Genomic DNA, 20,588 nt, shown 5'->3' on the forward strand with positions numbered 1-20,588 from the left:
AAGCGGGTCCGCGGCGGTCGAGACGGGTGCGCGACGCGCCGCCGCGGTCGAGGGGCGTCCGGCTAGACGGGCCGGAGCGTGCGGTCCCACGCGTCGCCTGTTCGCCCTATTTCCTTCCCCCAGCCGCAGGCTCGCTACTCTCCGCCACGGATCTCCGCCATGTGCTCGACGCGCCGGTCGAGCAGGTCCGGCTTGCCGATGTCGTGTCGGATCCGGACCCGGTCGCCGGCGACCGAAAGCGCCGCCTCCGCGTCCGCCTCCGCGGCCGCGATGGAGTCGCCGAGTCCGACGACCGCGAACGCCCGCGAGGTCGTCGTGTAGAGGCCGTCCTCGCGCGCGTCCACGCTGGCGTAGAACAGCAGCGCGTCGCCCACGCTCTCCTCGTCCACCTCGATGCGCGCGCCGGCGTCGGGGTCCGTCGGGTAGCCGTCGGGCACCGCGTACTTGCAGACGGTCGCCTCGCCGGAGAAGGTCAGCTCCGGGAGCGACTCGCCCGAGCGCGCGGCCGTGAGCACGTCGAGGAACGGCGTCTCCAGCACCGGCAGCGTGTTCATGGCCTCGGGGTCGCCGAAGCGCGCGTTGAACTCCACGACCTTCGGCCCCTCGTCAGTCAGCATGAACTGGCCGTAGAGGACGCCCTTGTAGTCGGGCAGCGCGTCGACGACCGCCTCGATCACCTCGGCGGCGTCCTCGTAGTCGCCCGGGTCCATGAACGGTAGGTGCATCGTCGTGTCCGAGTACGACCCCATGCCGCCGGTGTTCGGCCCCTCGTCGCCCTCGTAGGCGCGCTTGTGGTCCTGCACCGCGGGCGTCGTCCGCACCTCGCCGTTCGCGACGAACGCCTGTACGGTGAACTCCTCGCCGACCAGCCGCTCCTCCAACACGACACGGTCGTAGTCGGACTCGCGGAGGTACGCCTTCGCCTCGGCGGCGGTCACCTGGTCGCCGATCACCTTCACGCCCTTGCCGCCGGTGAGGCCCGCCGGTTTGACCGCGAGGTCGCCGTCGTAGGCGTCGATGTAGTCGCAGGCGGCCGCCATGTCGTCGAACGTCTCGAAGTCCGGGCAGCCGGGGATCCCCTCCTCGGCCATGAACCGCCGCTGATAGGCCTTGTCCGTCTCGATGCGGGCCTCGGCCTCGCGCGGGCCGAAGGTGTACACGCCGGCGTCGTCGAGCGCGTCCGCGACGCCCGCCGCCAGCGCGGACTCCGGGCCGACGACCGCCAGGTCCGCCGCCACCGACTCCGCGAACGCGACGATCCCGTCGGCGTCCGTCTCCTCGATCGTCTCGAACGATGCGGCCAGATCAGCGATGCCCGGGTTCACGTTGCTCGCGCAGGCGCACAGCTCGCAGTCGTCCGCCAGCGCACGGGCGATCGCGTGCTCGCGGCCGCCGCCGCCGACCAACAGGACGGTCTCGGTCATGGTCGGGACGTTTGCACACGAGAGTGTAAACGTTACTCTTGAAACGGACGAATATGGGCACATACTTGTTCATAATCCGCCACGGCGGTCGATCCATCACGGCCGCCGCCCTCGGCGCGGAGGGCCGCCTTTTCGTACGTGGCCCGCCAACCGCCGGCCATGAGCGACCCCACGGACCGCAACCGGCTCGACGAGGAGGCCAGCCCCTACCTCCGACAGCACGCCGACAACCCGGTCCACTGGCAGCCGTGGGACGACGCGGCGTTCGCGGCCGCCCGCGAGCGCGACGTGCCCGTGTTCGTCTCCATCGGCTACTCCGCGTGTCACTGGTGTCACGTCATGGAGGAGGAGAGCTTTCAGGACGAGGACGTCGCGGCGACCCTCAACGAGGAGTTCGTCCCGATAAAGGTCGACCGCGAGGAGCGGCCGGACGTCGACAGCGTCTACATGAGCGTCTGCCAGCTCGTCTCCGGCGGCGGGGGGTGGCCCCTCTCGGCGTGGTGTACGCCGGAGGGGAAGCCCTTCTACGTCGGGACCTACTTCCCGCCGGAGCCGCGGCGCAACCAGCCGGGGTTCAAACAGCTGTGCGAGGACGTCGCCGCGTCGTGGAACGACCCCGAACAGCGCGCCGAGATGGAGAACCGCGCCGAGCAGTGGACGGCGGCCGCGAAGGACGAACTGGAGTCGGTGCCGGACCAGCCGGGCGAGTCGCCCGGGACGGACGCGCTGGGGGAGGCTGCGACAGCCGCGCTCCGCAGCTACGACGAGCAGTACGGCGGCTTCGGAGCCGACGGCCCGAAGTTCCCGCAGCCGAGCCGCGTCGAGGCGCTGCTGCGGTCGGCAACCGCGGCGGACGGGGGCGACGCGGCGCTCGGCGCGGCGACCGGCACGCTCGACGCGATGGCGTCCGGGGGGCTCTACGACCACGTCGGCGGCGGCTTCCACCGCTACTGCACCGACCGCGCGTGGACGGTCCCCCACTTCGAGAAGATGCTCTACGACAACGCGGAGCTCGCGCGGATCTCCCTCGACGCTCACCGGATCACCGGCGACCCGTCCTACGCTCGCGTCGCACAGGAGACGTTCGCGTTCGTCGAGCGCGAGATGACCAACGCCAAGGGGGGCTTCGTCAGTACGCTCGACGCTCGAAGCCTCCCGCCCGAATCGCGCCGGACCGACCTCGAGGAGACGCCCGACCCGGTTGAAGGCGCCTTCTACGTCTGGACGCCCGAGGAGGTGCGCGCGGTCCTCGACGAGCCGGACGCGTCGCTCGTCTGTGACAGGTACGGCATCGAGCCGGGCGGCAACTTCGAGCGCGGGACGACCGTCCTCACGGTCTCCGCACCGATCGCCGCTCTCGCGGACGAGTACGACCTCGACGAGGCGTCCGTTCGGGAGCGGCTGATGGACGCCCGCGCCGCGCTGTTCGACGCGCGCGAGAAGCGTCCGAAACCGGCCCGCGACGAGAAGGTGCTGGCGGGCTGGAACGGTCGGATGATCTCCGCGCTGGCCGCGGGAGCGACGGTGCTCGACGGTCCGGTCGCCGACCTCGGCGGCGGAGCGCTCGCGTTCGTTCGCGACCGCCTCTGGGACGCCGACGCGGGGCGGCTCGACCGCCGGTGGCTCGACGGCGACGTGGCCGGTCCGGGCTACCTCGAGGACTACGCGTTCCTCGCGCGCGGCGCGTTCGACCACTACGGCGCCACCGGCGACGTGGACGCGCTCGGGTTCGCGCTGGATCTGGCCGACGAGATCGTGGCGCGCTTCTACGACGCGGACGCGGGGGCGCTCTACTTCACGCCGTCGGACGGCGAGGAGTTGCTCGCGCGGCCGCAGGAGCTCGCGGACGGTCCGACGCCGTCGAGCGTCGGGGTCGCGGTCGGCCTCCTGCTCGATCTGGACGGGTTCACGGTCGACCGCGACTACCGCGGCGTCGCGGAGGCGGTGCTGGACACGCACGCCGACCGGATCCGGTCGAACCCGCTCCAGCACGCCACGCTGGCGATGGCGGCGGACGCCGCCGAGACCGGCGGCATCGAGGTGACGATGGCGGCCGACGACCTCCCGGACGACTGGCGGCGGGTGCTCGCGGGACGGTTCCTCCCCGGAGCGGTGATCGCGCGGCGTCCGCCCACCGAGGCCGGGCTTGAGGAGTGGCTCGACCGGCTCGGACTTCCGGAGGCGCCGCCCGTGTGGGCCGGCCGCGACGCGGCCAACGCGCGCCCGACCGCGTACGTCTGTCGTGGATTCACCTGCTCGCCGCCGCGGACGGACCTCCGCGAGGCGCTCGACTGGCTCTCCGAGTAGTTCCGTTCGGGACGGACCGGAGGGCAGGCCGCGCCACGGCGAGTTCTGCACACCCCGGGTCGTTTTTACCCTCGGGCCGCGCCTATCGGCTATGGAGCGGTACGACCTTCTCTATCGGCTTTACGACGACTTCGACACGGAGACGCTCCGCGAGTACCAGTTCTTCGTCGACCTGTTCCCGCCGGTCGACTCGCGCGTCGCGCTCGAGCACTGGGAGGAGGCGAGCGACGAGCTGGAGGGTCGGAAAGCCGAGATCAGGAACGCGCTGCCGCGAGGCGCGACGTTCGCGGACGTGGCCGCCTACGCCGACCGCGAGGCCGCCTTCACGGCGCTCGACCTGTTGAACAGACACGGCCGCGCGGTGAACGCGCTCGTGCTGGACGTGGACGAGACGCTCCGCTCGGCAGGCGGGACGGACAACGAGATCCCCCGCGAGACGCTCCACCTGCTGACGGAGTTCCACGAGCGCGGCGTCCCCATCGTCATCTGTACTGGCCAGACGCTGGAGAACGTCAAGGGGTTCATGATCCAGGGGCTCGGCAACGAGTTGGTCCACTCCGGCACGTTCTCGATCGTCTATGAGTCGGGCAACGGGGTTTTCACCCCCGGACAGGGCTCGCGGACGAAGCAGTTGCTCTACGAGGAGCTGGACACCGAGGTACGCTCCGTCTTCGACGAGATCCGCGCCCGCGTGCTCCCGGAGGCGCCGGAAGACGTGCGCCACGGCTGTCACCTGCAGGGCAACGAGTTCAACGTCACCCTCAAGCCGAACTTCGAGACGGGGAGCCCGGACGCGGAGCGGGTCATCGACGCCGGAATGGTCCACCTGATCGACCTGCTCGGCGAGGCGGTCGTGGACGCGCTCGGCGGTGCCCCGGCGGAGGACGCCGCTGCGGCGACCGGCAGCGCCTGGGCGCGGGCGCACTACGCGGACTCCGACCCCGAGATCCGCGAGGTACTGGAGGAGGAGGGCGCCGCCGCGGACGTCGCGCCGGACGACGTGCCCGCGAGCGTCCGCGAGCTGTTCGAGCGGATCGACATCGGCTACTACCACGCCGACGCCGCCGAGATCACGTCGCTGGAGCTCAACAAGGTGGCCGGCGTCGAGGCCGCGCTGGACGTGCTGGGCGTCGACGACCCCTTCGTGCTCGTGATGGGCGACAGCAAGTCGGACCTGCGCGTGATGCGGTGGGCGGCGGAGAACGACGCCGGCATCGCGGCCGCGCCCGACCACGCCTCCCGGGACACGCTCTCGCACGTCCTCGAGACCGACGAACTGGTGTTCGACCGCGGCCAGTCCGCACAGATGCTGCGGACGGTGTACGTGCTCAACCTGCTGGCGCGGCTGGACTGACCGGGGCGGAGTGGACGGGAACTGCACCGACTCCAAAGATTTACCCTGTAGCGAGTAAAGGACACAGTCATGAGCCGAAACTACGAGTCGCTCCACGACCCGAACGCGGAGTACACGATGCGGGAACTCTCCGCGGAGACGATGGGGACGACCGGCACGCGAGGCGGCGGGCGCGACGTGGAGATCACGGACGTCCAGACGACGATGGTCGACGGCAACTTCCCGTGGACGCTCGTCCGCGTCTACACGGACGCGGGCGTCGTCGGCACGGGCGAGGCCTACTGGGGCGCGGGCGTTCCCGAACTGATCGAGCGGATGAAGCCGTTCGTCGTGGGCGAGAACCCGCTGGACATCGACCGCCTCTTCGAGCACCTCATCCAGAAGATGTCCGGCGAGGGCTCCGTCGAGGGCGTCACCGTCACCGCCATCTCCGGCATCGAGATCGCGCTCCACGACCTGGCGGGCAAGATCCTCGACGTGCCGGCCTACCAGCTGCTCGGCGGCAAGTACCGCGACAAGGTCCGCGTCTACTGCGACTGCCACACCGAGGAGGAGGCCGACCCCGAGGCCTGCGCCGACGAGGCCGAGCGCGTGGTCGAGGAACTCGGCTACGACGCGCTGAAGTTCGACCTCGACGTGCCGTCCGGCTTCGAGAAGGACCGCGCGAACCGCCACCTCCGCCCCGGCGAGATCCGTCACAAGGCGGAGATCGTCGAGAAGGTCACCGAGCGCGTCAAGGACCGCGCGGACGTGGCCTTCGACTGCCACTGGACGTTCTCGGGCGGCTCCGCGAAGCGGCTCGCCGCGGAGCTGGAGGAGTACGACGTGTGGTGGCTCGAGGACCCCGTCCCGCCGGAGAACCTCGAGGTGCAGGAGGAGGTCACGAAGTCCACGACCACCCCCATCACCGTCGGCGAGAACCGCTACCGCGTCACCGAGGAGCGCCGCCTGATCGAGAACCAGGCCGTCGACATCATCGCGCCCGACCTCCCGAAGGTCGGGGGCATGCGCGAGACCCGGAAGATCGCGGACGTGGCCAACCAGTACTACGTCCCGGTCGCGATGCACAACGTCTCCTCGCCGGTCGCGACGATGGCCTCCGCGCAGGTCGGCGCCGCCATCCCGAACAGCCTCGCGGTCGAGTACCACAGCTACGAGCTCGGCTGGTGGGAGGACCTCGTCGAGGAGGACGTCATCGAGGACGGCTACATCGAGATCCCCGAGAAGCCGGGCCTCGGCCTGACCCTCGACCTCGACACCGTCGAGGAGCACATGGTCGAGGGCGAGACGCTGTTCGACGAGGCGTAGTCCTCGTCGGACTTGCCGAGCTTTGCTCGGCAGTGTTCGACGAAGCCTGACTTCGTCGAGCCAGCGAACCGCGTTCGCGTCGTTCGACGAGGCGAAACGCACGTCGTTCTGTCGGCCGTTTTCTGTCGGCCGTTTTCTGTCGGCGGGTTTCTGTCGGCGGGTTCTCTCCCCGAGTTCGCTACTCCGCGATCCAGACCGGGTCCAGTCCCCGCTCGTCGAGTTCCCGCTCGATCCCCTCGATCCGCGGTGCGATAACGTCTGGCTCGTGGCTGTCGGTCCCGACGGTCACCTCGACGCCGCGCTCGGCGAGCGTGTCGAGAAAGGCGGGCGCAGGGTGGAACTCGCCGTAGCCGTCGAGCAGGCGGCCGGCGTTGATCTCGGGGACAGTCCGAGATGCGGCGAAGGCGTCCGCGACGCGCGCGTAGTGCTCGTCGGTCGCGAACCCGCGGAGGTGCGGGTTGCGCTCGATCAGGTCCGGGTGGGCGGCGATCGCGAACAGCTCCGAGTCGACCAGCGCGACCAGTTTCTCGAAGTAGCGGTCGACCAGGTCGCGGCGCTCGGCCTCCGGCTTGTCCGCGAAGTGGGGCCTGATGTGGACGTTCGTCCCGTCGAGGTCGTGGACGCTGCCGACCGCGTAGTCGAACGCCGCCTCGTAGAGGAACTCGCCGATCGCGTCCTCGTGGGCGGGGTGGTAGTCCATCTCGACGGCGTCGAACACCGCGATGTCCGTTCGTTCGCGGGCGTCCGCGATGGCCGCCCGGCGGCGCTCGTAGGTGATGTCGAGGTTGAACCCGAACGCACGGCGGTGGCGCTCGGCGTCCGCGTCGGGGAAGACGTTGCAGTGGTCGGCGATGCCGACGCCGTCGAGGCCCGCGTCGGCGGCCGCGTTCACCATCCACCGGAGGAACTCCCCGTCCGAGTAGTTCGTGTGGACGTGGTAGTCGTACACGGTCACTCCTGTGAGTGCGGGGGTCTCGTAGCTTACGGACGCGTGCGGGTCGGTGCCTCACCACGCATCCTCGACCGGATCCGGTCGGGCCGGCCGCGAGCTACGCATTTATGCCGCTCGCCGGCAACCATGTTCACGTATGCCACACCACGAGTGCGGTCACGAGAAGGACCACGACGAGCCGGCACGCGACTACGAGGTCGACCACCACCTCTCGGACGCGGAGCGCAACATCCACCGGGCGTGGGACAACTCGCTGGACCCCGTTCTCACCGTCGAGCCGGGCGAGGTGGTCCGGTTCGAGTGCCGCGACGCGGTCGACCGACAGCTCGACCTGCAGTCGACGGACGACGACTTCGCGAACGTGAGCTTCGACCCGGTCCACCCCCTCACGGGACCGGTCGCGGTCGAGGGGGCCGAGCCGGGGGACGTGCTCGAGGTCGAGTTGCTGGACCTCCAGCACAAGGGCTGGGGGTACACCGGCTTCATGCCCGGCGAGATGGGGCTCGGCCTGCTCCCCGAGGACTTCCCCGACGCGAAGGTCCACGTCTGGGACCTGCAGGGGGACAAAGGGACGTTCGTGAACGGCATCGAGGTCGAACTCGACCCGTTCCCGGGCGTCATCGGCGTCGCGCCGGGCGCGGACGGCGAACACGACACCCTCCCGCCGTACGACACCGGCGGGAACATGGACGTGAAGCACATGACCGCGGGCTCGACGGTGTACCTCCCTGTCGAGACGGAGGGCGCGCTCTTCTCGACGGGCGACTGTCACGCCGCGCAGGGCGACGGCGAGGTCTGCGTCACGGGGATCGAGGCGCCGATGTTCGTCACGGCGCGGTTCAACGTCCGCAAGGACATGGACATCGAACAGCCGCAACTCCGCACCTCCGGGCCGTTCACCCCGACCGGGCGCGACGAGCCGATGTACGCCACGACGGGCATCAGCGACGACCTGATGGACGCGACGAAAAGGGCGGTCAGACACATGATCGACCACCTCGAGGCCGAGCGCGACCTGACGCGCGGCGAGGCGTACATCCTCTGCTCGGCCGCCGTCGACCTCAAGGTGAGCGAGGTCGTCGACGCGCCAAACTGGACCGTCACGGCGTACGTCCCGGACAGCATCTTCCCGGACGAGTAGGGCGTTCGCCCGGTCGAACCACTCCTCGTCCTCGGCCGTCGGTCTTACTCCGCCCCGTCCGTCCCGAGTCGCTCCGCGATGGCGGCACCGGCGGTTCTCGGGTCCGGATCCTCGATCCGGACCGCGTCGCCGACCGCGACGGTGCCCGGTTCGACCACGTCCGCGCAAAGCCCGCCGCGCTCCGAGAGCGCGCTGGCGAGGCCCTCGGCGCCCGCCAGTTCCTCCAGGTGGGCGCAGGGCGGACGGCGTCTCGTGGGCCGAACCACGGCATCGCCGACCGCGACGGTCGCCTCCAGCAGGTCGTCGAGCCCCTCGCCGACCCCCTCGACGACGACGTTCCTGCGGTGCCGGCCGTCCGTCACGTCGATGCCCGTCTCCGCCCGCACCGCCGCGAGCGCCTCGGCCGCGACCAGCGTCACGGCGCAGGCGTCCACCTGGAAGGTGCCCTCACCGGCGTGATAGCGGTCGCCGACCACGCCGCCGGCGTCGACGTCGACGCGGTCGCGACGCTCCGGCGGCGCGCCGCTCTTCGGTGCCGTCACGAGGCCGGTGACGCGGCCGGTGACGCGGTCGGTTTCTGTCCCGTCCATGACCCGACGTCGGCGCCGCGGGACAAAAGGTCGCCGCCCCGGTCCCGTGGGGCTTCGGGAGTCCCACTCGCCCGACGTTCGTCGCGATGGCAGGCTACTTGAGGGCCCCCACAAATCGTTCACTATGGTCCGAGTAACTGTCTGGAACGAGTATCGCCACGAGCGCGAGAGCGAGACGGTCGCCGAGGTGTACCCCGACGGGATCCACGCGGTTATCGCCGAGTTCCTCGAAGACGCCGGCCACGAGGTCGAGACCGCGACGCTGGACGAGGGGCCCGAGCACGGACTGACCGAGGAGGTCCTCGCGGAGACGGACGTGCTGACGTGGTGGGGCCACGCCGCCCACGACGAGGTCTCGGACGCGGTGGTCGAGCGCGTACAGGAGCGCGTGCTGGAGGGGATGGGCCTGATCGTGCTCCACTCGGGCCACTACTCGAAGATCTTCAAGACCCTGATGGGGACGACCTGTTCGCTCAAGTGGCGCGAGGCCGCCGAGACGGAGCGGCTCTGGACCGTCGAGCCGAGCCACCCCATCGCCGACGGGATCGGCGAGTACATCGAGCTTCCCGAGACCGAGATGTACGGCGAGCGCTTCGACATCCCGGCGCCCGACACGCTGGTGTTCAACTCCTGGTTCGAGGGCGGCGAGGTGTTCCGCTCGGGGTGCTGTTACCGCCGCGGCAACGGCAAGGTGTTCTACTTCCGGCCGGGCCACGAGACCTACCCGATCTACCGGAACGAGGACGTTCAGCAGGTGCTGATAAATGCCGTCGACTGGGCCGCACCGGGCGACGGTCCGACCCCCGACTTCGGGAACGCGGACCCCATCGAGGACATCGACACGGACGACGAACGCACGGTTCACTGAGGACGACGGCGCCGCTCGCGTGCGGCGGTTCAGAAAACGCGTGGCGGTCGCTCGGGGCTGTTGAGCGACCGCCGCTACGGTGCCGGGCGTTGAAAGGTGACCGCCTCGCGGGAACCGCGAGACCGTCAGTGTACCCGACACCGGCGGCCGGTCGAGTAGTGGTCCGCCGCGGCCGGGGATAAACCCTCGCTTCCGGCGGCGTCGCGCTCCGGGTCAGTCGGAGTCACCGACGACGACCCGGCCGGTCATCCCCGCGAACTCGTGGGGTTCACACACGTAGTCGTACGCGCCGGGCACCTCGAACGTGTGTCGGTATTCGTACCCCGCGTCCTGCACCTCCGGGACGCCGGCCCAGTCGGCGCCGTCGGGTTGCTCGGTGACCGCGACGTTGTGCCCGCCGCCGCGCCAGACGAACGCGACGGTGGTTCCGGCCGCGACCCGCAACTCCGCCGGTTCGAACGCGAGCGAGCCGTCCGGCGCCACGAGGACGGTCTCGTCGGCGTCCGCGGCGGTCGACCCCTCCGGCTCGGTCGTCGTCGGTTCGGTTTCGGTCGGTTCGGTTTCTGTCGGCTCGGTCGTCGTCGGTTCGGTTTCGGTCGGATCGGCCCCGTTCGGTTTGGTCTCGGTCGGTTCGGTCGTCGGCGTCTCCGCGTCGCTGGTGGCTGTTCCGTCGCCGTTCGGGGTGCCGAGACAGCCGCCGACCGCGGTCGCGCCCGCGACGCCGACCGCGACGAGCACGTCCCGTCTGTCCGCGTTCATGACTGCTCCGAGCCGCGGTCGACCCATGAGTGTTTGCCGAACTCTCTCCCAAATTCGGCCGGTCGCTCCCGTCCTCCACGGGTACACGGCGGGGGAGCGACCGGACCCGGGATCACTCCGGCCGGTGGACCTCGCCCTCGCGGTCGTCGGCGTCCTTCCGCCTGAGCGCCGCGGCCGCGTTGCTCGCGTCGTAGCCGAACAGCACGTCCTTCGCGTACGTCTCGACGACCTCGGTCGCGTGGACGAGGTCGTCCACGTCGACGTTCACGGCGTACAACTCGACCGAGAAGGGCGTCTCCGGCGGGGCGCCGTGGAGGTCGTAGTCGCCCCCGAGGCGCGACCGGAAGCCGCGTGCGATGGTCTCGACCCAGTAGGTCGTCGCGTACTCGGTGTCGTACAGCGGGACGACGAACTCGTCGACGTGCTCGGCGAGCGCGTCGACGTCGAGGCCCGCCCGCTCGCGGAGGTGGCCCGGGTAGGGGTCGGGGTAGAGGGTCAGGAACGTCCGCCCGGGGATCCGGTCGCTCGCCTCCGCGACGAAGTCCGTGATGACTGCGGCGCGCCAGTCGCTCCAGTCGTCGTGGTCGCTCTCGGCGAACAGGCGCTCGCAGCGGTCGCAGCGACAGAACCCCTCGCGGGGGAACCCCACGTCGTCGAGGCGCACGTCGCCGTTCTCGGCCGCGCAGTCCTCGATGATCTCGAAGAGGCCCTCGCGGTACTCCGGGTGGGTCGGACAGACGTACGCCCAGTCGAAGTACTCGCGGTCGCGGGTGGCGGGCTCGCCGCGGTCGTCGACCGGGACCAGCTCCGGGTTCTCGCTGGCGGCCGCGTTGTCCCCGAAACAGGAGACCATGTTGACCGCGTTCGGGAGCGGCGCCGACGCACGGCCGGTCACATCCTTCACCTCGTAGAACCCCACGTCGAACTCGCCGCCCTCGACCTCCTTGGCGTTCCGCGTGACGACCCCGTACATGGACGCCGCTAGCGGGCGACGGCGCTTAAAAGGGGTGTTCGAGACTGCAGCCGACCGGCCGCGGTCAGCGAACGGCCGCGTTCACGGCGGAGCGGTCGCCGCGGAGGGCTATTCGACCCCGACCGGCTCCTTGTCGCCGGCCGTGAGGAAGTACGCGAGCGTGACGAACGCCAGCACGATGAGCAGCTTCGCCTTCGTGGACATGGACGACGGTTCCGCCCCGACGGGCTAAAAACTACCGGGGAGCGGGCGGATCCCGGGGCGCAGCCGAAGAGCGCTCCGACCTACACGTCGATGTGGTCGGCCAGATCCTCGCGGAGGATCTCGTCACAGTAGCCGCACCGGACGCCGTCGGGGACGACCGCGAACCGCGACTCGACCGGCTCGTCGGCGTTCGTGATGCAGTTCCGGTTCGGGCACGAGAGCACGCCGGCCACGGCCTCGGGGCGTTCGACGCGGTTCTTCTCGACCACCTCGAACTCGCGGACGATGTTGATCGTCGCCTCGGGCGCGATCAGCGAGAGCACGTCCACCTCCGACTGGCTCAGCTCGCGGTCCTCGACCTTCACGATGTCCTTCCGGCCGAGCCGGTCCGAGGGGACGTTCATCCCGATGGAGACGCCGAACCCCTCCGAACCGTCGATGCCGAGGATCGCCAGCACGTTGAGCGCCTGGCCGCCCGCGACGTGGTCGATGACCGTCCCGTTCCGGATCTTCGAGACGCGGAGCTCGTGCTCGCTCATTCCTCGTCACCTCCCGCGCGCAAGAGCAGTTCGTCCAGCAGCGCCATGCGGACCGGGACGCCGTTGTGCGCCTGCTCGAAGTAGCGCGCGTGGTCCGTCTCGTCCACGTCGGGCGCGATCTCGTCCACGCGCGGCAGGGGATGCATCACGGTCAGGTCGTCGTCGGCCGCCTCGAGCGTCTCGGCGTCGATCCGGTACTGGCCCGCGACCTTCCGGTACTCGTTCTCGTCCGGGAATCGCTCGCGCTGGATGCGGGTGACGTAGAGCACGTCGAGCTCCGGGAGTACGGCCTCCAGCTCGGTGTGTTCCCGGACCTGCGCGCCGGCCTCGTGGAGGTCGAACCGGACCGACCGCGGGAGCTTCAGCGACTCCGGGCTGATGAAGTGCTGGCGCGCGTCGAACTCCGTCAGCGCGGTCGCCAGCGAGTGGACCGTCCGTCCGTACTTCAGGTCGCCCATGATCCCGACCGTCAGGTCGTCCAGCCCGTGGTTCTCGCGGATCGTGTGGAGGTCCAGCAGGGTCTGGGAGGGGTGTTGCCCGGCGCCGTCGCCGGCGTTGATCACCGGCACGTCGACGAACTCGGAGGCGAGCGTCGCGGCGCCCTCGCTGGGGTGGCGAAGGACGATCGCGTCCGCGTAGCCCTCGATGACGCGGACGGTGTCCGCGAGGCTCTCGCCCTTCTTGACCGAGGAGGACTCCACGGAGCCCATGTCGATGGTCTCGGCGCCGAGCCGCTTGGCGGCGGACTCGAAGCTCATCTTCGTGCGCGTGCTGGGCTCGAAGAAGCAGAGCGCGAGCACCGCCCCGTCGTGGCTGTCCCGGAGCGCGCCGGGGTCGGCCGCGACCTCGCGCGCCCGGTCGAGGGTCGCCTCCACGTCCTCCCGCGAGAGCTGCGTCGCGGAGATGAGGTGGTCCTGTCGCATTGTCTGAGTCGGGTGGTCGCAAGGACTTGAATCCCTCGGGTGCCGCCTTCCCGCGGTTTACACAGGAACGTGAATCCCGATGCGGACGGAGCTACGAATATCGAAACGCGGTGCCGATCCCCGGAGCGCGTGGCCCCCGGATCCTCAACAGACCGGCTTGGGGTCCATCCCCATGCCGGAGAGCGCGGTCTCGTAGTCCTCGTAGGCGGCCTCGATCGTCTTGACGGCGGCCGCGCGGGCGCGCTCCACGTCGTCCTCGCCGTCGCAGAGGTCCGCGAGCAGGTCGAGGCCGGTCGCGAGGCATTCCTCCACGTCGGCCTTCAGGTCCCGGAACAGATCCGCGCGCGCCGCGTCCGCCTCGTTGACGAAGAAGCTCACCAACTGCGTGTGAGTTCGGAGGCTCACCAGCGGTCGCCCGACCATTCCGGCCGCGACGCGCTCGATCGTCCCCTCCCTGTCCCGCAGCGACGAATGCATCGCGCCGCGCGCGGGTTCCCGGTCGCCGTTCTCACCCTCCCCGCTCCCTCCGCCGTCCTCCTCGCCGTCCACCTCTCCGTCCTCCTCACGGTCTTCCCCGCGGCCTCGGACCGCCCCTCGTTCCGCCTCGACGCGCTCCAGGTGGTCGGCCTCCCGCTCCGCGACCGCCGCGAACGCCTCGCGCGCCCCCTCGTTCTGCTCGTCGTCCGCCCACGCCTCGAACAGGTCCCGCGCGGACGCCTCGGCGGCGGTCGCGGCCGACAACACCGACGCCTCGTCGAGTTGCGCGCCCGTCAGCGCGAGCAGGAGCTTGTTCGAGCCGAGCCTATCGAGTTCGGTCCGCGTCTCCGTCTCGACCGTCTCCCGGAACGCCTCGGTGTCCATACCGCTTCCTCCCCCGCCGTCGGCTTCAAAACTGTGCCCGCCGTACGACCGAGCATGAGCGACGTTCCCGCGACTGACCCGGCCGACCTCGCCGAGGCGCTCGCGTCGGGCGAGCGGGTCGGCGTCCTCGACGTGCGCGACCGCGACGAGTACGAGGCGTGGCGGATCGACGGGCCGGGCGTCGAGAGCGCCCAGGTGCCCCACGTCCGCTTCCTCGAGGCGAGCGTCAACGGCGATCCCGCGGACCTCGTCGCGGACCTCCCGGAGCCGCTGGTCGTCGTCTGCGGCCGCGGCGAGGCGAGCGCCGAGGTCGCGGGGCTGCTCCGCGAGGCGGGCGTCGACGCCGCGAACCTCGCGGGCGGGATGGCGGCGTGGGCGCGCGTCTACCGCGTGCGACCGGTCGTGGAGGAGAGCAGTACGACGGGCGAGGGGACGACGGACGACGTGACCGTCCTCCAGTACGACCGCCCAGCGTCCGGTTGTTTGGCGTATCTGGTGGTCGCGGGCGCGGAGGCCGCGGTTATCGATCCCCTCCGCGCCTTCGCGGATCGGTACGCGGACGACGCGGAGGACCGGGACGCGAACCTCGCGGTCGCTCTCGACACCCACGTCCACGCCGACCACGTGAGCGGGGTCCGCGACGTGGCCGAGGCGACGGGCGCGAGGACGGTGCTCCCCGAGGGTGCCCGCGACCGCGGGCTGGCGTTCGACGCCGACCTCGTCGCGGACGGCGAGACGGTCGCGGTCGGCGACGCCGTGCTGGAGGCAGTTCACGTCCCCGGCCACACCTCCGAGATGACGGCGTTCCGGCTTTCGACCGCCGAGCGCGACCTGCTGTTCGCGGGGGACCTGGCGTTCCAGCGGAGCGTCGCGCGACCGGACCTGGAGGCCGGCGACGAGGGCGCCCGGGACCTCGCGCGGGACCTCCACGAGAGCCTGACCGGGACGCTGTCGGCGCTCGACGACGCGACGCTCGTACTCCCGGCCCATCGGGATCCGGCGTCGACGCCGGACGCTGAGGGACCCGCGGGGGCGGTGTTCGGCGCGACGGTCGGGACGCTCCGGGAGCGGCTGACCGTCGAGGACGACCCCGAGGCGTTCGCGGACCGGGTCGCGAGCGACCTCCCGCCGCAGCCGGCCAACTACGAGGCCATCGTCGCGACGAACCTCGGCCGGGAGGCGATGGACGACGAGCGGGCCTTCGAGGCGGAACTGGGGCCGAACAACTGCGCGGTCGATGCGGACTGAGAAGGAGTTCTGGAGAGTACCGACCGCTCAGTCGTCGTCGGCCGCGGCGCCCGCGGCCTCGCCGTCGGCGGCCGACGCGTCCTCGATGCTCGGCGGGTACTTCCCGCGGTCGAGCTTCAGGTCGGACTGCGGGCGGGCCATGCAGGTGAGCGCGTACTCCTCGGCCTCCTCCTCGGTGAGGCCGCGGGCGGCCGGCTGAGTCACCTCGCCCTCAACGATCTCCGCCGAGCAGGCCAGACACATGCCGACGCGGCAGGAGTACTCTTGGGCGATCCCCTCCTCGATGCAGGGTTTGAGGATCGTCTCCGTGTCGGCGATCTCGATCGTCTCACCGGTGCCGACGAACTCCACGGTGTACTCGGTCATGACTCCGAGATTCGCAGGTTCGCGGCAAAACTCTTGCCATGGATCGTGTCCCTGACCGACCGACGGGATGGTGGTGCTCGTCGTGAACGTGGTTCGGTGGCTCTGCACCGCTCGCGCTACGTTGGTGTTTGCGTGATCAAGCGTTCTACTGCGCTTGTTGCCAACACCCAGAAAGCCCTCGACCGCTCGCAGCTTCTCAGCGGGATATCCGCGCTCTCCGCAAAGCCCGCGCGGATAGGGCCCGTCTGAGAAGCTGCGACCGGCCTCGCCCTTTCAGTCCGCCAGGAGGTGGTTTATGAAGTCAGTCGTCGCAGTCGGTTGCTCGGTGATCGCCATGCCGGCTGTCGAGGTGAGCGTGGCCTCACGCCACCCCAGCCTCAGCCGCCCGCGGCCTCCGCGTTGCTCCGGCCACGGGCGGGCTTCCCTCGCGCGCGTCACTCGCGCGGCGGGCGAGAGGCAAGCTCTCGCTGCTCGCAGGCGTGCAGTGGCGCGCCTGCGACGCCGGACGTGGGACAGCCGGCGGGGCGACGCACTGAGCTCGGGACTAAAAGGTTGCACTCACGGCGGGAGTTCTGCGTGATCCGCGAAAAACGTTCACCCGCCGGCGGTGCGGTCGCGGTGGCGTGCTGTCGGCGCGCGCCGCGGCGACCGCTTCGCGTGTCGCCGCGACCGCGCGAGGGAGGTGGCCGCGTGGCCGCATGTGGTGCGGTTTCGCGGCCACGCGGCCGCCGAGGCTGGGGAGGTGTGAGGCTGCTGGGCGGTGCTGTGCGGGACGGGGCTGAAAGGAGCAGCCGGCTCGATCCGGCCCCGGCGCCTCAAGCACTCGCGGCGGGCGGTGTCTCCAGCGTCGCCGTGAGCGCGGTGGGGAGCGAACGGCGGCTCGAAAATCTCCGATTTTCGGCGCGCTACCGCACGCTGGAGGCTCGCGAGACGCGGTTTGTCTCGCCAAGCGGGGAGCGAGGAGCGCAGCGTGTGTCGCGTTCCCGCGAGGAACGAGCGGGAGCCCGTGAGTCGCAGCCCGGCAGCCCGCCACTGCAGGCAGCCCGGACCGTCTCACGACGGCCGGATCGAGCCGGCTGGGGCTTTCTGGGTGTTACTGTCCCGAGCACCAGGATCGACAGCAGTGTCAAAAACGTCGTCCAGAGAGCCGGCTGGGGCTTTCTGGAGGTCGCTGTCCAGAGCAGCAGGACCGAGAGAAAAATCGGAGCATCAGCTCACCTAGCGGAGATCCCCTCTAGGGACTTTTTGAGCGCTTCTGACTCGATCAGCAGGATCGCCACCTTCGACCACCACGCATCGATCGTCCGGGTTCCGCAACGACTAATCCCCCGCCGGTCGCCTTTCGGCGTAATGAGCATGAAGGCCACCGCGCGAGCCCACCCGATCCAGGGGCTCGTCAAGTACCACGGGATGCGCGACGAGGACCTGCGACTCCCGTACCACGACAGCATCAGCCTCTGTACCGCGCCGACCGCGACCACCACGACCGTCGAGTGGCAACCGGACGCGGCCGAGGACACGTTCAAGGTTGGCGGCGAGGAGCTGGAAGACCGAGAGGCCGAGCGCGTCAAACTTGTCACCGAGCACGTCCGCGAGCTGGCGGGGTTCGACCACCGCGTGCGCTTCGAGAGCGAGAACTCCTTCCCCTCGAACATCGGCTTCGGCTCCTCCTCGTCCGGCTTCGCGGCCGCGGCGATGGCGCTCGTGGAGGCGGCGGGCCTCGACATGACGCGCCCCGAGATCTCGACGGTCGCGCGGCGCGGTTCCTCCTCCGCGGCCCGCGCGGTGACGGGCGCGTACTCCGTCCTCGAGAGCGGCTACAACGACGAGGACTGCCGCGCGCGCCGGCTCGACGTGGGCGAGAGCGCGGACGGCTTCGACCCCGAGGAAGACCTCCGCATCGTCGCGGCGCACGTCCCGGCCTACAAGGAGACGGAGGAGGCGCACCGCGAGGCGGCCGCGAGCCACATGTTCGACGCGCGGCTCGCGCACGTCCACGAACAGCTCGACGCGATGACCGACGCGCTGCGCGAGGGCGCCTTCGACTCCATCTTCGAGATCGCGGAGCACGACTCGCTGTCGCTGACCGCCACGACGATGACCGGGCCCTCGGCGTGGGTCTACTGGCAGCCGGAGACCATCGCGGTGTTCAACGCGGTTCGCGAACTCCGCGAGGAGGGCGTCCCGGTCTACTTCTCGACGGACACCGGCGCCTCCGTCTACGTCAACACGAAGGCGGGCTACGCCGACGAGGTCGAGAGCCGGATCGCGGAGATCGGCATCGACACCGACGTGTGGGAGGTCGGCGGCCCGGCCCGCGTCCTCGGCGCGTCCGAGGCGCTGTTCTGAGGGCGTTCTGAAGCCGTTTCGAGCGCGTTTCTGAAGCCGCGACTCAGAGCCGATCCCGGACGTCCGCGGCGAGGTCGACCATCGCCTCCTCCGCGGTGTCGACGCGGTCGGTCAGACTCAGAAAGCCGTGCGCCATCGCCGGGTAGTGACGGTGCTCGACGGACACGCCGGCATCGGAGAGCCGCTCGGCGTAGCGCGTCCCGTCGTCGCGGAGCGGGTCGAAGCCGGCGGTCACGACGGTCGCGGGCGGCAGGTTGGATAAGTCGTCCGCGCGCAACGGCGAGACGAAGGGGTTCGCGGCGTCGACCGGGCTCCGGAGGTACCGATCGACGAACCACTGCATGTCCGCCCGCGTCAGCAGGGGGCCGTCGGCGTTCTCGCGGTAGGAGGAACTGTCCGTGCGCGCGTCGGTGACCGGGTAGATCAGGAACTGTCCCGCGATGTCGGGGCCGTCGAACTCGCGGGCGTGCAGACACGCGACGGCAGCGAGGTTCCCGCCCGCGGAGGTGCCCGCGACGCCCAGCCGGTCGGGGTCCGCGCCGAAGGCCCCGGCGTTCTCGGCGACCCACTCCAGGGCCGCTGCGGCCTCGTCGGCCGCGACCGGGAAGGGGTGTTCGGGCGCGAGCCGGTAGTCGACCGAGACGACGACCGCGTCCGCGCGGTCGGCGAGGCGGCGACAGACGCCGTCGATGGAGTCGAGCGTCCCGAGCGTCCAGCCGCCGCCGTGGAAGTAGACGAGCGTGCGGGCGGGCTGGCCGTCGGTGTGGGCGCCCTCCGGCTCCGGTCGGTAGACGCGAACCGGGACCTCCCCGTGCGGCCCGTCGAAGGCGAGGTCGCGCACGAGCCCCATCGCCGGCGCGTCGCCGCCGGAGAACACCTCGTCCTCGACGCGGCGCGCGGCGTCGACCGACAGCTCGTGCCACTCGGGGACGCCCTCGGCCTCGATCTCCTCGATCACCGTCGCCAGCTGCGGGTCGAGCGAGTCTGCGCGCATGTGCCCACCGAGACGGTGATTCTTTAAAAGTCGGTCGCCCAGATCGAACGATGACGGTCCGGCTCACCTACGAGGACGGCACGGTGCGCGTCGACGCCGACGCGGTCGACGAGCCGCTGCCGCCGCTGCCGGGCGTCGAGGAGGACCCCAGAACCGGCGACCGGCGCGCGCCCGCGTACCGGTACGCCGCCGTCTCGAAGGCGCTCGAGGTGGCGGGGCTCACGGTCGACGACCGCGTGCTCGACCTCCCCGAACTGGACCTCTCGACGGGCTACGACCTGCGGGAGTACCAGCGCGAGGCGCTCGCGGCGTGGCGCGACGCGGGCGACCGCGGCGTCCTCGAACTGCCGACCGGCGCCGGAAAGACGGTGATCGCCATCGCCGCGATGGTCGAACTCGGCGTTCCGACGCTGGTCGTCGTTCCCACGGTGGACCTGCTGGACCAGTGGCAGCGGGAACTGGAAGCGGAGTTCGACGTGCCGGTCGGTCGGTTCGGCGGCGGCGAGCAGCGCCGCGAGCAGATCACGGTCTCGACGTACGACTCGGCGTACCTCAAGGCCGAGGACGTGGGCGACGCGTTCGGATTCGTCGTCTTCGACGAGGTTCACCACCTCGGCGGGGAGGGGTTCCGCGACGCCGCCCGCCTGCTCGCGGCGCCCGCCAGACTCGGCCTCACCGCGACGTTCGAGCGTCCCGACGGCGCCCACGAGACGGTCGCGGACCTGGTCGGCGACCGCGTCTACGCGCTCGAGGTTGACGACCTCGCCGGCGACCACCTCGCCCCCTACGACGTGCGCCGGATCGAGGTCGAGTTGACGCCAGCGGAGCGCGAACGCTACGAGGAGAAGCAGGGAACCTTCGTGGACTACGTCCGCGAGGCCGGGATCACGTTCACCAGCGGGAGCGACTACCGCGAACTGGTGATGCGCTCGGGCAACGACCCCCGCGCCCGCGAGGCGCTGCTCGCCAAGCAGGACGCCCGCGAGATCATGATGAACGCGGAGCACAAGCTCCGCGAACTGGCGGACATCCTCGAGGAACACGCCGACGACCGCGTCATCGTCTTCACCGCCCACACCGACCTCGTCTACCGGCTCTCGGACCGCTTCCTGATCCCGGCGATCACGAGCGAGACGGGCGCCGCGGAGCGGCGGGAGGTCCTCGAGCGCTTCCGGGACGGTACCTACTCGCGGATCGTGGCCGCGAACGTCCTCGACGAGGGGGTCGACGTGCCGGACGCCAACGTCGCGGTCGTCCTCTCCGGGTCGGGCAGCGAGCGCGAGTTCACCCAGCGGCTCGGCCGGATCCTGCGCCCGAAGGAGGACGGCGGCCGCGCGACGCTGTACGAACTGGTCAGCGCCGAGACCGCGGAGGAGCGGGTCGCTCAGCGTCGGCGGTGAGGTCGCTCCGGCGGAGGAGTACGGTTGG

General features: G+C 70.5%; 18 protein-coding genes. 8 read left to right on the forward strand and 10 right to left on the reverse strand.

The window, feature by feature from the left end:
- Nucleotides 1–134: 134 nt before the first annotated feature.
- Nucleotides 135–1,424, reverse strand: a complete 1,290-nt coding sequence (gene purD / locus ACQE3L_RS12530; protein WP_426964179.1) for a phosphoribosylamine--glycine ligase — start codon at nt 1,422–1,424, stop codon at nt 135–137.
- Nucleotides 1,425–1,583: 159 nt separating this feature from the next.
- Here purD and ACQE3L_RS12535 point away from each other — a divergent pair, with 159 nt between their 5' ends.
- The 3 genes from ACQE3L_RS12535 to ACQE3L_RS12545 all read left to right on the forward strand — a co-directional run bounded on the left by ACQE3L_RS12535 (nt 1,584) and on the right by ACQE3L_RS12545 (nt 6,393).
- Nucleotides 1,584–3,731, forward strand: coding sequence for a thioredoxin domain-containing protein (locus ACQE3L_RS12535; protein WP_426964181.1), 2,148 nt, complete (start codon nt 1,584–1,586; stop codon nt 3,729–3,731).
- Nucleotides 3,732–3,822: 91 nt separating this feature from the next.
- A complete protein-coding gene (locus tag ACQE3L_RS12540; RefSeq protein WP_426964182.1) occupies nt 3,823–5,085 on the forward strand; it encodes an HAD family hydrolase in 1,263 nt (420 codons plus the stop codon).
- Between the two features lie 69 nt (nt 5,086–5,154).
- Nucleotides 5,155–6,393, forward strand: a complete 1,239-nt coding sequence (locus ACQE3L_RS12545; RefSeq protein ID WP_426964184.1) for a mandelate racemase/muconate lactonizing enzyme family protein — start codon at nt 5,155–5,157, stop codon at nt 6,391–6,393.
- Nucleotides 6,394–6,571: 178 nt separating this feature from the next.
- Here ACQE3L_RS12545 and ACQE3L_RS12550 read toward each other — a convergent pair whose 3' ends face one another.
- Nucleotides 6,572–7,342 (reverse strand): PHP domain-containing protein, encoded by a 771-nt coding sequence (locus ACQE3L_RS12550; RefSeq protein WP_426964185.1) that lies wholly within the window; start codon nt 7,340–7,342, stop codon nt 6,572–6,574.
- A gap of 139 nt (nt 7,343–7,481) precedes the next feature.
- Between ACQE3L_RS12550 and ACQE3L_RS12555 the strand changes: the two genes are divergently transcribed.
- Nucleotides 7,482–8,486, forward strand: coding sequence for an acetamidase/formamidase family protein (locus tag ACQE3L_RS12555; RefSeq protein ID WP_426964186.1), 1,005 nt, complete (start codon nt 7,482–7,484; stop codon nt 8,484–8,486).
- A gap of 44 nt (nt 8,487–8,530) precedes the next feature.
- On the opposite strand, the gene ACQE3L_RS12560 is transcribed toward ACQE3L_RS12555, so the two are convergent.
- Nucleotides 8,531–9,076: an MOSC domain-containing protein gene (locus ACQE3L_RS12560; RefSeq protein ID WP_426964188.1), complete on the reverse strand. Its 546-nt coding sequence runs from the start codon at nt 9,074–9,076 to the stop codon at nt 8,531–8,533.
- A gap of 124 nt (nt 9,077–9,200) precedes the next feature.
- Here ACQE3L_RS12560 and ACQE3L_RS12565 point away from each other — a divergent pair, with 124 nt between their 5' ends.
- Nucleotides 9,201–9,944 carry a ThuA domain-containing protein gene (locus ACQE3L_RS12565; RefSeq protein ID WP_426964189.1) on the forward strand — a complete coding sequence of 248 codons (744 nt, stop codon included), beginning with the start codon at nt 9,201–9,203 and terminating at the stop codon, nt 9,942–9,944.
- Nucleotides 9,945–10,157: 213 nt separating this feature from the next.
- Here ACQE3L_RS12565 and ACQE3L_RS12570 read toward each other — a convergent pair whose 3' ends face one another.
- The 5 genes from ACQE3L_RS12570 to ACQE3L_RS12590 all read right to left on the reverse strand — a co-directional run bounded on the left by ACQE3L_RS12570 (nt 10,158) and on the right by ACQE3L_RS12590 (nt 14,203).
- Nucleotides 10,158–10,703 carry a plastocyanin/azurin family copper-binding protein gene (locus ACQE3L_RS12570; protein ID WP_426964190.1) on the reverse strand — a complete coding sequence of 182 codons (546 nt, stop codon included), beginning with the start codon at nt 10,701–10,703 and terminating at the stop codon, nt 10,158–10,160.
- 112 nt (nt 10,704–10,815) lie between these two features.
- A complete protein-coding gene (locus ACQE3L_RS12575) occupies nt 10,816–11,676 on the reverse strand; it encodes a glycoside hydrolase family protein (RefSeq protein WP_426964191.1) in 861 nt (286 codons plus the stop codon).
- Nucleotides 11,677–11,960: 284 nt separating this feature from the next.
- Nucleotides 11,961–12,419 (reverse strand): aspartate carbamoyltransferase regulatory subunit, encoded by a 459-nt coding sequence (pyrI, locus tag ACQE3L_RS12580; protein ID WP_426964193.1) that lies wholly within the window; start codon nt 12,417–12,419, stop codon nt 11,961–11,963.
- A complete protein-coding gene (gene pyrB, locus ACQE3L_RS12585) occupies nt 12,416–13,342 on the reverse strand; it encodes an aspartate carbamoyltransferase (RefSeq protein ID WP_426964194.1) in 927 nt (308 codons plus the stop codon). The genes pyrI and pyrB overlap by 4 nt, the downstream gene beginning before the upstream one ends.
- A 144-nt stretch (nt 13,343–13,486) precedes the next feature.
- Nucleotides 13,487–14,203 (reverse strand): rubrerythrin family protein, encoded by a 717-nt coding sequence (locus ACQE3L_RS12590; RefSeq protein WP_426964196.1) that lies wholly within the window; start codon nt 14,201–14,203, stop codon nt 13,487–13,489.
- Nucleotides 14,204–14,257: 54 nt separating this feature from the next.
- On the opposite strand from ACQE3L_RS12590, the gene ACQE3L_RS12595 reads away from it, so the two are divergent.
- Entirely contained in the window at nt 14,258–15,451 is a 1,194-nt protein-coding gene (locus tag ACQE3L_RS12595; protein WP_426964198.1) for an MBL fold metallo-hydrolase, read from the forward strand.
- 27 nt (nt 15,452–15,478) lie between these two features.
- On the opposite strand, the gene ACQE3L_RS12600 is transcribed toward ACQE3L_RS12595, so the two are convergent.
- Entirely contained in the window at nt 15,479–15,817 is a 339-nt protein-coding gene (locus tag ACQE3L_RS12600; RefSeq protein WP_426964200.1) for a 2Fe-2S iron-sulfur cluster-binding protein, read from the reverse strand.
- A gap of 1,356 nt (nt 15,818–17,173) precedes the next feature.
- On the opposite strand from ACQE3L_RS12600, the gene mvaD reads away from it, so the two are divergent.
- Nucleotides 17,174–18,166, forward strand: a complete 993-nt coding sequence (mvaD, locus tag ACQE3L_RS12605) for a phosphomevalonate decarboxylase MvaD (RefSeq protein WP_426964279.1) — start codon at nt 17,174–17,176, stop codon at nt 18,164–18,166.
- Nucleotides 18,167–18,209: 43 nt separating this feature from the next.
- Here mvaD and ACQE3L_RS12610 read toward each other — a convergent pair whose 3' ends face one another.
- Nucleotides 18,210–19,160, reverse strand: a complete 951-nt coding sequence (locus ACQE3L_RS12610) for an alpha/beta hydrolase (protein WP_426964201.1) — start codon at nt 19,158–19,160, stop codon at nt 18,210–18,212.
- Between the two features lie 50 nt (nt 19,161–19,210).
- Here ACQE3L_RS12610 and ACQE3L_RS12615 point away from each other — a divergent pair, with 50 nt between their 5' ends.
- Nucleotides 19,211–20,560 (forward strand): DEAD/DEAH box helicase family protein, encoded by a 1,350-nt coding sequence (locus tag ACQE3L_RS12615; RefSeq protein WP_426964202.1) that lies wholly within the window; start codon nt 19,211–19,213, stop codon nt 20,558–20,560.
- Nucleotides 20,561–20,588: the final 28 nt, after the last annotated feature.

The sequence above is a fragment of the Haloparvum alkalitolerans genome (genome assembly GCF_050122995.1).
Classification (GTDB): domain Archaea; phylum Halobacteriota; class Halobacteria; order Halobacteriales; family Haloferacaceae; genus Haloparvum; species Haloparvum alkalitolerans.